We start from the raw sequence: 12,785 nt of genomic DNA, 5'->3' as shown, positions 1-12,785 counted from the left end.
CGCAACTATGATCACAGTAAAGTTTATTTGATTTTATCAGGCGCCTGCGCATACTCAGCGAGAAACAACCCAATGAAAGCAATACCATGTCCGCCAAATCGAAGCTCAGCAGCCTCAGCATTTTTTCACTTTGTGCCCTCGTCGGGTTGATTGCATTCGGCACCTATCATTATGTGCAGGCAAAACCTGAAGTGTCGGAAGATGAATTTGGAAACCGGGTTCGTGCCTATCTCCTCTCCAACCCGCAGGTTCTGCGTGAAGTAATTGCTGAACTCAGCAAACAAGAAGAGATGGCGGCCACAATGGAACGTCAGGGCCTGATTGCTTCGCTCGCAACGGATTTACAAGAGGATGGGCATAGCTTTGTCGCCGGGAATCCCGATGGTGATGTAACGATTGTAGAATTTTTTGATTATCGCTGCGGGTACTGCAAGCAGGCATACCCGGCGTTGATGAAAACTGTCGAGGAAGATGGCAATGTTCGGCTGGTTTTGAAGGAGTTTCCGATCCTTGGTGCGGATTCTTTCCTTGCCTCCCATGCGGCCATTGCGTCGTTAGAGCAGGATAAGTATCTCGAATTTCATACAGCGTTGATGGAAAGTCGAGGTGGCGTGACGATTGAGCGTATCCGTAGTATCGCCGGCGATTTGGGCCTTGATGTGGAAAAGCTTGAGGCTGACATGAAACAAGACTCTGTACGCGAGGTTGTGGAGAAAAACTATGCTCTCGCCAAGCAGTTAGGGATCAGCGGCACGCCGGCCTTTATCATCGGCGATGAATTTATTCCCGGCGTTGTCTCCACGGAGCAAATGCAAGCCCTTATTTCGGCGGCGCGGGAAACGGCTGCTCTCGCCGCCCAAAATGATTCCTGATCTTATCGCGCTAAATGACGCCGCGCCTGATTTGATCGAGTTCTATTGATCTCGAAAAGTGCTTGGAAGTTCCCCTCCCCGAAACCTTCATTGCCTTTTCGCTGGATAATCTCGAAGAAAATCGGGCCGATGACATTCTGGGTGAATATTTGCAGAAGCAGCCCCTGCCCTTCGGTCGGCGCCCCATCGACGAGGATTTGCAGTTCCTTTAACGTTGCGACATCCTCCCCATGATCCTTTACGCGCTCTTCGATTTGCTCGAAATATGTATCGGGCGTGCTCTGGAACTGCGCTCCCGTCTCCCGCATGGATTTGACCGTTGCATAGATATCATCGGTACCAAGTGCGATATGCTGGATCCCTTCGCCATGATAGGCGTTAAGATATTCTTGGATCTGCGATTTGTCATCGGAACTCTCATTGATGGGGATGCGGATCTTGCCACAGGGGCTCGTCATCGCTTTGCTTTTAAGGCCGGTGAGTTTGCCTTCGATATCAAAATAACGAATTTCCTTGAAATTAAAGAGCCGTTCATAAAATTCCGACCACTCACCCATCCGTCCACGATGCACATTATGGGTAAGATGGTCGATATAGGTGAGGCCTGTCCCCACAGGATGACGCTCCTCTCCCTCGATAGGCAAAAAATCAACATCATAGATTGAGCCTTTATCGCCATACCGATCCACGAGATAAATAAGCGAATCCCCAATCCCTTTAATGGCTGGGATATTGAGTTCCATAGGACCCGCATCTGACGGCACGACCCAAGCGCCGAGTTCCTCCGCTTTTTTGATTGCCTTTGCGGCATCTTTTACCCGGAATGCCATCGCGCAGGCACATGGGCCATGGATGCGTGCGAAGGACTGCGCGAAGCTATCGGGCTCAGCATTTACAATAAAGTTCACGTCGCCCTGCCGATAAAGTGTTACATCCTTGGAGCGATGTTTTGCCACAGGGCGAAAGCCCATGGAGATAAAAAGATTGCCCAAAGCCTCTGGGTCCGGCGCGGCATATTCGACAAACTCGAAGCCGTAGGTTTCCATCGGATTGTCCCATAAATCAGCCATTTTTAATCCCTCCGGTAAAAAAGTAGTTTCATTTGAAACTTTAATCCGTAAAATGGATCGGGTAATACATAAAGTCAAGGCTGTTTCGATGAATGAAATGCAACGAAGTCTCTATCTTCCCCGGTTTCTACCCTATCGTCTGACCAAGCTGTCGGGGATGATCAGCCGCAGCCTCGCCGCGAAATACTCAAAGATGTTCGATCTGACTATCGCAGAATGGCGTATTGTGGCTCTGTTGGGGTCCAATCCCGGCCTGACCGCGCGGGAGATTGCGCCGCTTGCCTCCCTCGATAAGGTGAGCATAAGCCGGGCGGTTGAACGGCTTTTAAAGTCGGACCGCCTTAAAAAGCGTATTCTTGAAGGGGATCGCCGTTCTGCGGCGCTTTACCTGACTGCTGCGGGCCAAACAACACTGGCGGAAATTATTCCGCTCGCACAAGAATATGAAAACCAACTCCTTGCCGAATTCAGCCCGGAAGAGATAGAGCAACTCGATAATTTTCTGAACCGCTTGGATGCAAAGGCCGATGCGTTAGGGTAATTCATTCTGCTCGCTGAAGGGTTCCAGTCGGCCAAAACCCGGGATTTTTAAAGCAAAATCATCTATATCCAGGCCAAGGGTAAGCCCGAGCAGGTGAACTTCTACCCCCTCAACCGGGCTTAAAGTAAACCCGCCTAGACCGAGCAGAGAAAATTGCATACCGCGTCCGCTCACGGCGCTCCCCAACAGATGGCTGCCAGAGATGAAATCCTTGCCAATTGCTGTGGGTGGGAGGTCAAGTTCGAGTTCTGGCACCTCGCGCCCGATATGGGCGATAAAGCTGTTCGAGTTGGGGCCGGGCCAGACGCGATATTCATATTTGTGCGGATAGCTCTCGATGCTTGCCTTGATCCGGTCGATGAGTTTTTCCGCTTCGGGGCCTTCAACAACGGCGAGGACTTCAGGCGTATTCCCAAACCAGTGATTATCAGGCGCGCTACGGCTATGCACCAGCGCATTGCCGCCGTTCCGCGCGCGCCAGCCAATCACCTCATAGCGGTCGTAATTGTCCGCGTCTTTGCGCTTCATGGAAATCCAGGTATGAATGGCGAAATTCCCGCGCCAGCCCCAGGTGCGCGCGCCGAAGACCTGAATGATGGCCTCTTTATGGGTCTCCGGCGAGGGCGATAGCCCGGTGGCATCCCGCCGCGCCGAGGACCAGCTTGATGCCTCCGATGAGGTGCCGGCCGCGACCGACAACATCTGCGGCAACCCGAAGAGCACAATCGCGCATACTAAAACCAGAAAAATCTTCCGAACCGCCGCCATACCACCCCTTATCCCGCACTGCACAAATCCAGACTATAAGGGTAAGGCCCTATTCCGCAAAATCAAACGTTCGCGAAAATATGAGGAAACAACACTCTATATTATTAAGGTTTCCTAGTTTAACCGTGAGACCATTCACCTAATTTGCGTTCAACCATAGTTATTATTTCCGGCCAATGTTCCAATTGTCCGACGGGAAAAAACATTTCCCAAATCAATTGTGTTTTAGGAATCCATATACGAGCCACGCAAGCACTTGCCGGAGTTCGAGAGGAGCAATCGAAATATGCAATTGTTTCTCCATTATCCAGAAAATATGTGTTCTCTCCCATGTCTTTACCGGGCAGTGAATTAACATATTCTATTAAGCCATCTGGCCGCGCGGGATAAATCTTATCCGGCTGCGTATGGGAAAGCTGGCCAGTAACAAACTTCTTTTTTAGTTGGATAGAAGAGAGAACCCAATTATCATCAGTGAAATTTTTTGGCGTCCAAAATCCGTTAACTTGCACCAAATAGTCATTTTGATTCCGAGCTTTTTCACAGCGCCTTAGCGCCAATGAATTAGAACTATCAATCGGAAACGCTCCGTCTGGCATCCAGAATTCAAAGGAATAGAGAGAGCGATAAACTATTGTCCATTTCGGGTCGCAGCCGCCTTTGATCAAACATTTTGCCGCGCCATACCCCGGACGTGGATGGAGGTAACCAATTGGCAATTTAAAGGTGCCATTTTTCCCATTAATAGAGACTTCGTCTGCAGTCGAGATTCCGCGTTTTTTATATCCTTCCAGATTGTTATCGGAACGCGCCTGCAACTTCGGATTCAAGGGAAGGCAATAAGCCGCCGCTGGACCTGCAAGAGATGTAAGTCCCGCAAGCAAAACAAGAACAATAGATAATGATTTAATCCGCATACGGTAACATTAATCTATCGGTATCCGCATTGAAATAACTTTTTCATGAAAAAGAAACACCTCTATGCAACCTCCCCCCACTCCTTCATCGACTTAATCTCACTACTGCTTTAAACTCGCGCGAGACTTCTGTATAAGGGGGCAGTTTGGCCGGTGGCCGATGCGCAAACCTAGTTGCGGGGAGATGTATGAGTAAGTCAGTCATTATTATCAACGGTCCGAATTTGAATCTTCTGGGCACACGTGAGCCGGAGATTTATGGTGCCGTGACGCTGAAGGATATCGAGGCTGGAACCCGCGCCCATGGCGAAACGCTGGGGCTGGAGATTGATTTCTTTCAGAGCAATAAAGAGGGAGAACTGGTGGATGCCATTCAGGGCGCCGCAGGGAAACATGGCGGCATTATCCTGAACGCCGCGGCCTATACCCATACCTCTGTCGCACTTGCAGATGCCATCAAGGCAACCGGTGTGCCGACCATAGAGGTTCACCTTTCAAACGTTTTTTCGCGTGAAGAATTTCGCCATCACAGCTATATTTCACCCGTTGCCGCTGGCGTTATTTGCGGATTTGGGGCAAAAGGCTATGTGCTGGCCCTCGACGCGCTTGCCGACATCATTGATTAAAGTAACCGAGACTTGGACATTATGAATAAACTCAATATCGATAAAAAGGCGATCCGGGACCTGGCCGAGATCATGAACGAAACCGGCCTTGGGGAGATTGAAATCGAAAATGGCGATCATCGCCTGCGGGTTTCTCGTGGCTCTACCTCCGCCGGAGTGGATGCCGCGCAGGCCTTCGTTCCCGCCGCAATGGCGGCGCCTGTCGCCGTCGCGCCTGCGGCCGTTGCATCGGATGCAGAAAGCCATCCCGGCGCTGTAAAATCTCCGATGGTCGGCACGGTTTATCTCTCCCCTGAACCAACAGCAGCACCCTTTGTGCGGCCCGGCGATATGGTCACGGAAGGACAGACCCTCCTTATCGTTGAGGCGATGAAAACCATGAACCCGATTGCCTCCCCCAAAGCGGGCAAGGTCGTCGAGATTCTGGTCGCGAATGAAGAGCCGTGTGAGTTCGGCCAGCCGCTTGTGATTTTAGAATAACTGGCGGAACATTTGATGTTTGAAAAAATCCTGATTGCCAACCGCGGCGAAATCGCCCTTCGTATCCATCGCGCCTGCCGCGAGATGGGCATCAAGACGGTGGCGGTGCATTCCTCCGCCGATGCGGACGCCATGCATGTCCGCCTCGCTGATGAGAGCGTCTGTATCGGCCCGCCTAGCTCCACAGAGAGCTATTTGAATATTCCGTCCATTATCGCGGCGGCGGAAGTCACCAACGCGGACGCCATTCATCCGGGGTATGGCTTTTTGTCCGAGAATGCAAAATTTGTCGATATCGTCACGGCACATGGGATCAAGTTCATTGGCCCTTCTGCTGATCATATCCGCATGATGGGCGACAAGATTACGGCCAAGGAAACCATGCGCAAGCTCGGTGTTCCCTGCGTGCCTGGATCGGAAGGGGAAGTCGAAACCCTCGCCGATGCGGAAACCGAGGCCGACAAAATGGGCTACCCCGTAATCATCAAGGCGTCTGCCGGTGGCGGCGGACGTGGCATGAAGGTAGCGGTAAATAAGGAAGCCTTATCGGAGGCTTTTTCTTCCGCCCGCTCAGAGTCCAAACTCGCTTTTGGCAATGACGCGGTCTATATGGAAAAATACCTGAGCGGTCCGCGCCATATCGAGGTGCAAATCCTGGCCGATGGCCAAGGGAATGTGGTGCATTTGGGGGAGCGTGATTGCTCGCTCCAGCGGCGGCATCAGAAGGCACTCGAAGAGAGTCCTTCGCCCGCCATCACCGATGAACTTCGCTCCCGAATTGGCAAGACTGTTTCCGACGCCATTCGCGATATGCGCTATGAAGGCGTGGGTACAATTGAGTTCTTGTTCGAGAATGATGAATTCTATTTCATCGAGATGAATACCCGTCTTCAGGTCGAGCACCCGGTAACAGAAATGATTACCGGGATCGATCTGGTTCAGGCGCAGATTAATGTGGCGGCAGGTTATCCTCTCGATCTGAAACAGGAGGATATTAAATTCTCCGGCCATGCAATCGAATGCCGCATCACGGCGGAAGATCCGCATACATTTGCCGCGAGTCCGGGCCCTGTGACAGAGTTTCATGTGCCAGGTGGATTGGGTGTCCGCGTTGATAGTGCGCTCTATACGGGCTATAATATCCCGCCCTATTACGACAGTCTGATCGCCAAGTTGATCATCCATGCGGCGACACGCGAAGAATGTCTTCTCCGGCTCAACCGCGCACTTGAGGAATTCGTTGTGAGCGGCATCAAGACGACCCTGCCGCTACATCAGGAAATCATCCATAATCAAGAATTCCGTGACGGCCATTATGATATCCATTGGTTGGAAAAATTCATTGCCGCGCGCTAATTCGCGTAAATAATGACGTCACTTACTGCTGAGACAATTCTGGCTGCCTACCGCATCGGGGTTTTTCCGATGGCGGATAGCGCGGAAGATCCCGATCTTTACTGGGTCGAGCCTGAACGGCGCGGGATTTTTCCGCTGGATGCTTTTCATGTGCCAAAACGATTGGCGAAGAAAATCCGGCAAATGCCGTTCCGGGTTACCGTGGATAAAGCCTTTCGACGAGTGATGGAGGAATGCGCCACACCGCGGGGGGATGGCGGCGATACCTGGATCAACGACATCATTCTTGAGCGGTATTGTGAACTCCATGATATGGGCTATGCCCATAGCGTGGAATGCTGGGACGGCGATGAACTCGCGGGCGGCCTCTACGGTCTTGCGTTTGAAAGCGTCTTTTGCGGCGAAAGCATGTTTACACGGGTGACCGATGCCAGCAAAATTGCACTTGTTTATCTGGTGGCTCGTTTAATCCGCGGCGACTTTACGCTGTTGGATGCGCAGTTCATTAATCCACATCTGGCGACTTTCGGCGCGCAGGAGATTAGTCGGCTGGAGTATCTCTCCCGTCTTAAAAAAGGCCTGCAAAGCGAAGGGAATTTCTATTCCTTGGAAGAGGGCGTTACGGGCTCTGACATCTTGCAGTCGATCACCCAGACATCATAAACCGGATGCTCCAGCGCGTTGATCGCCGGACTTGAGGCAAACATCCATCCAGTGAAGAGCGGGAGATTGTCTGCCTCTTCATGTATTTCGGAAATTTCAAGAAAGGCGGAGGTTTCCGGCGGTTCTTCTGGTGGACGCTTGAGGCATTTGCGTGGCCGGACCGCAATACTGCCGAAAATTGCTGTTTCATCGATGGGCACGAAGAGGTCTTTCGTGCGGGCCGTTACTTTGTCGAGTGCACGGAGAACAACAATATCCCCTCCGGGGTTTTTCCCATCGGCCTTCTGAGGCTCGGCCGCGACCGCAACCAGCGGCAACGCGCCCATCGCAGTAAAGCCAAAGAACGACAAAAGAACAATCTGCCGGAGGCAGCGAAACGAGACGGGCAACACCATCGTCAATTCACGCAAGAAAGGTAAGACAGCATTCGATTATTTCTTCTTGTCGCTGCTGCCACTGCTGAAAATGGCCTGAGCGATCAAATCCTGAATATTTACGGCGCCCTGCGTATAGGAAATGGTGCCGCCATCTTTCAGCATATCTTCCGAACCACCGGGAGTTAGTTGTAGATAATTGCTCCCCAGCAGGCTGCTCGATGTAATCTTGGCGGAGCTGTCATCCGGCAGATCGATATTCTCTTCAAGACTGATTTTCAAAATGGCGCGGTAATTTTTTGGATCGAGCGTTTGAGATGTCACGGCACCAACCTTGATCCCGCTCATTCGGACATCGCTTCCAACACTAAGCCCGTCAACATTGTCAAAGGATGCTGAGAGGTTAATCCCTCCGCTTCCCGTATTTACATCCGCGGTGCGGTAGGCAAAGACAAGGAAAATTGTCGCAAACGCCAGAACGACGGCGCCAATGACGGTTTCCACAATATTACTGCTCATCTAATCCTCCTCCGCTTGCGCGAAAAACTGGCGCAAGGAACTCGTCTTCTTATTCTATGGCTTCCAGGCTTCATAGTCGCCGGTTGTCTTCTGGCGCGTGCCACCCTTTACAATCGATCCACCCGGATGATAGGCAAATTCCGTTCCCGTGAGGTTGGGCAGATGCTCTTCCTGCCAGTCGGCGTTTGGCCGTTCCTGCTGATCAGGAAGATTGTCCGTGGTGTAATGCAGCCAGATATGCCATGCCGGTGGCACTTTGGAGGCTTCCGGCTTGCCCTTGTACACGACCCAGCGACGCTCCCGCCCTGTGGGGCCTGTCGGCTTACCTTTTTCGCGGTAATAACGGTTGCCGAACTGGTCTTCTCCGACCTGCTCTCCGCGCCACCATGTAAACAGCCTTGTGCCAATCGTCGCCATCTGGAACTTCTCGCTAATTAGAAACAGAGTTATTTGCCCGGAATATGGCATTGTGGCGGCCTTTCGTCCAGTCTAACTTTTTGTCCGATGCTTGTCGTTGACAGGTCATTCCGGCTTCTGATTCTAACATTCTGTATTGTGATAGCTCTGCATCGTTGCTTTTGTACAACGCCTTTTAAAAATCTTGTTAACCATATAATTGGCGAATGTTCACGAAACTGCCATATTTCGCGGTAGCTAAAATTTTAGCCACTAAATGTAGTATTTTTGCGTTGACTTGGGTAAAGCCCAACGACATTATCCTATGCCATGAGGGGGATTTGCCCACAAGATATAGTGGGCGCTAGAAATGAGGGACCTGTTGCCGTTCCTGCGTTTTCTGGCGTTTTTGACAAAATTCCCCCTTGTTTAAAGACGAAATCATGACTGGTTAATGGAAGGTACGAGATGCGTATTGAGCGACGTTTTACAAATAAAGATTCTTCTCCTTACGCGAGCGTAAAATTCAGAAAAACTACAAGTGAAATACGGAACCCTGATGGTTCTATTGTCTTTAAACTAGAAGGTATTGATGTTCCGGCGGCATGGTCTCAGGTCGCCTGCGACATCATCGCCCAGAAATATTTCCGCAAAGCTGGCGTCCCTGCCCGCCTGAAACCGGTCTCTGAAAAGAACGTGCCGGAATGGCTATGGCGTCAGACGGCCGATAAAAAGGCGCTTCAGGAGCTGCCGGAAGAGGAACGCTTTGTTGGCGAAACCTCTTCTACTGAAGTTTTCGACCGGCTCGCTGGAACCTGGGCATATTGGGGTTGGAAAGGCGGTTATTTTGATGGCGAGGATGATGCCCGCGCCTATTTCGATGAAATGCGCTTTATGCTCGCCAGCCAGATGGGTGCGCCCAATTCCCCGCAGTGGTTCAATACCGGCCTGCATTGGGCTTATGGCATCGAAGGTCCTGCGCAAGGGCATTCTTATGTTGATTTTAAAACGGGCAAACTGAAAAAATCCGTTAATTCATATGAACACCCGCAGCCCCATGCGTGCTTTATCCAGTCCGTTGATGACGATCTCGTCAATGAAGGCGGCATCATGGACCTCTGGGTGCGCGAGGCGCGTCTCTTTAAGTATGGCTCCGGCACCGGCACAAACTTCTCCAATCTTAGAAGTGCAGGCGAAAGCCTCTCTGGTGGCGGTAAATCCTCCGGCCTGATGAGTTTCCTGAAAATTGGCGATCGGGCGGCGGGTGCCATCAAATCCGGCGGCACAACGCGGCGGGCGGCAAAGATGGTCACGCTGGATATCGATCATCCGGATATTGAAGAATATATCGGCTGGAAAGCGATTGAGGAGCAGAAGGTTGCGTCCCTCGTCGCCGGTTCGAAGCTCTGTAACATTCATCTGAATAACGTCATCAAGGCCTGCCAAGAAATCAAGGGCGATGAAGCCTTTATCCCGGCGGAAAATATCGCACTTAAAAAGGCGATCATTGGTGCCCGTAAAGCTATGGTGCCGGAAAACTATGTGCAGCGCGTGATCCAGTTCGCGAAACAGGGCTACACCGAAATTGATTTTCCGACATATGACACCGATTGGGATTCAGATGCCTATCTGACGGTGTCGGGTCAAAACTCAAACAACTCAGTCCGGGTTACTGACGGCTTTATTGAAGCCGTGTTGAAAGATGGTGACTGGAACCTGATCCGCCGCACCGACGGAAAGGTCGCGAAAACCGTCAAGGCACGGGATCTTTGGGAACAAATCGGTGAAAGCGCCTGGCAGTCTGCCGACCCAGGCCTTCAGTATGATACCACCATCAATGATTGGCACACTTGCCCGGAAGATGGCCGGATCAACGCGTCGAACCCCTGCTCGGAATATATGTTCCTTGATGATACGGCGTGTAATCTTGCGTCTCTGAACCTGATGACGTTCCGCCGTGCGGATAAGAGCTTCGATATTGAGGCATTCGAGCATGCGGTGCGAATCTGGACCATTTCCCTTGAAATTTCTGTCCTTATGGCGCAGTTCCCGTCCGAAGAAATCGCGGAGCTTAGCTATAAATTCCGTACCCTTGGTCTTGGCTACGCCAATATCGGCGGGTTGCTGATGGCGCAGGGGCTATCTTACGATTCGGATGAAGGTCGCGCGCTTTGCGGGGCGATCACAGCGATTATGACCGGCGTTGCCTATAAGACGAGCGCGGAAATGGCTGAAGAACTTGGGGCCTTCCCGGGGTATAAGAAAAACGCGAAGAACATGCTGCGCGTAATCCGCAATCATCGCAACGCGGCCTATGGCTTAAGCGACGGGTATGAAGGACTCTCGGTTATTCCGGTCCCGCTTGATGCGATTAACTGCCCGGAGCCGGGCCTGACAGAAGCTGCCAAGAATGCATGGGATGCCGCGCTTGAACTTGGCAAAGCCCATGGCTATCGCAACGCGCAAGTCTCCGTAATTGCCCCAACGGGCACCATCGGCCTTGTCATGGATTGCGACACCACCGGGATTGAGCCCGATTTCGCCATCGTTAAATTTAAGAAGCTTGCCGGCGGCGGATATTTCAAGATCATCAACCGCACAGTGCCCGAGGCATTGGATCATCTGGGCTATAACAAAGCACAGGTCAAGGACATCATCGACTACGCGGTGGGTCATGGCACTCTTGAAACAGCGCCAGGCGTCAACCATCAGATCCTGTTGGAAAAAGGGTTCACAGCCGAGACTTTGGTTCGGATCGAGAGTGAGCTAGGCGCAAGCTTTGATATTAAGTTTGTGTTTAATAAATTCTCGCTCGGTGAAGAATTCTGCCGCGAGGTACTGGGCATTTCGGATGCACAGCTTAACGACTACACTTTTGATATGCTCTCGCATCTCGGCTTCAGCAAGAAAGAAATCGAGGCTGCGAACACTTATTGCTGCGGTGCCATGACGTTGGAAGGCGCCCCTCACCTGAAAGATGAGCATCTTTCCGTCTTCGATTGCGCCAATCCGTGCGGTCGGATCGGCAAGCGGATGCTCTCCGTCGATAGCCATATCAAGATGATGGCGGCGGCACAGCCGTTTATCTCCGGCGCTATCTCGAAAACCATCAATATGGCAAATGCCGCGACGGTTGAGGATTGCAAGGAAGCCTATCTCCTTTCCTGGAAGCTCGGCCTTAAGGCAAACGCGCTTTACCGGGACGGTTCCAAATTAAGCCAACCCCTCTCTGCCCTGACCTTTGATGAGGACGATCTTGATGAGGTTAAGGAAGAGGTTCAAGCCTCCCCTGCGGCGGCCAGCAATGTTATTGCGGAACGGATTGTGGAACGGCTCGTATCGGAACGCAAAAAACTGCCAACGCGGCGCAAGGGTTACACTCAGAAGGCGGTTATTGGCGGGCATAAAGTTTACCTGCGCACCGGCGAGTATGATGACGGCGGTGTTGGTGAGATTTTCATCGATATGCATAAAGAAGGAGCTGCCTTCCGCAGTCTGATGAACAATTTCGCCATCGCGATTTCCATTGGTCTCCAGTATGGCGTGCCATTGGAAGAGTTTGTTGAGGCCTATACCTTCACCCGGTTTGAACCATCGGGCATTGTTGAAGGCAATGACGCCATCAAAATGTCGACGTCAATTCTCGATTATCTTTTCCGGGAACTGGCAATCTCCTACCTCGGCCGGAATGATCTCGCCCATGTCGTGCCTGATGATTTGCATAACGACAGCCTCGGGACCGGCGAAAATCAAGCAAAAATCACAGAGGATGAATATTCCGAGAATAAAGCTGCCATTAACAATGTGATCAATCTTGCGTCGACAGGTTATGTCAGGTCCAACAATTTCGAAGTATTGCAGGGCGGTTTATCTGCCATGTCGGCAAGCCTTGGCCAAAATGAGGTCAGTGCCGCCGCCGCAAGTGTCAGCGCTTCCGGTTCTGTTGCCGCGGCCAGTGTGTCGATCGGCGGCGGGACACCAGGCGGCTCCGATAAACTAAGCCGGTCGATGGAAGCCCGCATGAAGGGATATGAAGGAGACAGCTGCGGTGAATGTGGCAACTTTACCCTCGTTCGCAATGGGACATGCATGAAATGCGATACCTGTGGCGGAACTAGCGGTTGTTCTTAAAAATACAAAGAATTCAGTTTCTTGTTTAGTTTTTTAAATCTGACAGATTAAGAGTTTTGTTGCGTAACCAGT

At 51.6% G+C, this 12,785-nt stretch carries 12 protein-coding genes and 1 pseudogene; 7 read left to right on the top strand and 6 right to left on the bottom strand.

The annotated features are described in order from the left end of the window. Positions 1-86: 86 nt before the first annotated feature. Entirely contained in the window at positions 87-872 is a 786-nt protein-coding gene (locus AC0L73_RS00660) for a DsbA family protein (RefSeq protein WP_473654619.1), read from the top strand. Positions 873-882: 10 nt separating this feature from the next. Here AC0L73_RS00660 and hppD read toward each other — a convergent pair. After that, positions 883-1,942, bottom strand: a pseudogene (hppD, locus tag AC0L73_RS00655) (4-hydroxyphenylpyruvate dioxygenase). An 88-nt stretch (positions 1,943-2,030) separates the two neighbouring features. Between hppD and AC0L73_RS00650 the strand changes: the two are divergent. Further along, positions 2,031-2,483, top strand: a complete 453-nt coding sequence (locus AC0L73_RS00650; RefSeq protein WP_473654618.1) for a MarR family winged helix-turn-helix transcriptional regulator — start codon at positions 2,031-2,033, stop codon at positions 2,481-2,483. Here AC0L73_RS00650 and AC0L73_RS00645 read toward each other — a convergent pair. Both AC0L73_RS00645 and AC0L73_RS00640 read right to left on the bottom strand, forming a co-directional pair. After that, positions 2,475-3,251 (bottom strand): DUF3750 domain-containing protein, encoded by a 777-nt coding sequence (locus tag AC0L73_RS00645; protein WP_473654617.1) that lies wholly within the window; start codon positions 3,249-3,251, stop codon positions 2,475-2,477. The two genes, AC0L73_RS00650 and AC0L73_RS00645, sit on opposite strands and share 9 nt — an antisense overlap. Before the next feature lie 119 nt (positions 3,252-3,370). Further along, positions 3,371-4,168 carry a hypothetical protein gene (locus tag AC0L73_RS00640; RefSeq protein ID WP_473654616.1) on the bottom strand — a complete coding sequence of 266 codons (798 nt, stop codon included), beginning with the start codon at positions 4,166-4,168 and terminating at the stop codon, positions 3,371-3,373. 188 nt (positions 4,169-4,356) lie between these two features. Here AC0L73_RS00640 and aroQ point away from each other — a divergent pair, with 188 nt between their 5' ends. From aroQ to aat, 4 genes are read left to right on the top strand one after another with little or no spacing between them, the layout of a single operon-like run. Beyond that, complete coding sequence (aroQ, locus tag AC0L73_RS00635) at positions 4,357-4,794, top strand: type II 3-dehydroquinate dehydratase (RefSeq protein ID WP_473654615.1); 438 nt, start codon at positions 4,357-4,359, stop codon at positions 4,792-4,794. A gap of 21 nt (positions 4,795-4,815) precedes the next feature. After that, positions 4,816-5,274, top strand: coding sequence for an acetyl-CoA carboxylase biotin carboxyl carrier protein (gene accB, locus AC0L73_RS00630; protein ID WP_227952045.1), 459 nt, complete (start codon positions 4,816-4,818; stop codon positions 5,272-5,274). Positions 5,275-5,289: 15 nt separating this feature from the next. After that, entirely contained in the window at positions 5,290-6,630 is a 1,341-nt protein-coding gene (accC, locus tag AC0L73_RS00625; protein WP_473654614.1) for an acetyl-CoA carboxylase biotin carboxylase subunit, read from the top strand. A 9-nt stretch (positions 6,631-6,639) separates the two neighbouring features. Continuing rightward, complete coding sequence (aat, locus tag AC0L73_RS00620; protein WP_415776542.1) at positions 6,640-7,293, top strand: leucyl/phenylalanyl-tRNA--protein transferase; 654 nt, start codon at positions 6,640-6,642, stop codon at positions 7,291-7,293. On the opposite strand, the gene AC0L73_RS00615 is transcribed toward aat, so the two are convergent. From AC0L73_RS00615 to AC0L73_RS00605, 3 genes are read right to left on the bottom strand one after another with little or no spacing between them, the layout of a single operon-like run. Beyond that, positions 7,230-7,688 (bottom strand): DUF2155 domain-containing protein, encoded by a 459-nt coding sequence (locus AC0L73_RS00615; protein WP_227952042.1) that lies wholly within the window; start codon positions 7,686-7,688, stop codon positions 7,230-7,232. The two genes, aat and AC0L73_RS00615, sit on opposite strands and share 64 nt — an antisense overlap. Before the next feature lie 36 nt (positions 7,689-7,724). Continuing rightward, complete coding sequence (gene mlaD / locus AC0L73_RS00610) at positions 7,725-8,186, bottom strand: outer membrane lipid asymmetry maintenance protein MlaD (protein ID WP_227952041.1); 462 nt, start codon at positions 8,184-8,186, stop codon at positions 7,725-7,727. Positions 8,187-8,240: 54 nt separating this feature from the next. Then, complete coding sequence (locus AC0L73_RS00605; protein WP_473654613.1) at positions 8,241-8,603, bottom strand: NADH:ubiquinone oxidoreductase subunit NDUFA12; 363 nt, start codon at positions 8,601-8,603, stop codon at positions 8,241-8,243. 447 nt (positions 8,604-9,050) lie between these two features. Here AC0L73_RS00605 and AC0L73_RS00600 point away from each other — a divergent pair, with 447 nt between their 5' ends. Next, entirely contained in the window at positions 9,051-12,713 is a 3,663-nt protein-coding gene (locus tag AC0L73_RS00600) for a vitamin B12-dependent ribonucleotide reductase (protein WP_473654612.1), read from the top strand. The last annotated feature ends 72 nt before the right edge of the window (positions 12,714-12,785 follow it).

Source organism: Sneathiella sp. D3-11 (assembly GCF_055809395.1).
The sequence above is the reverse complement of the archived record's forward strand: the minus strand, read 5'-3'. Positions and strand labels throughout refer to the sequence as shown.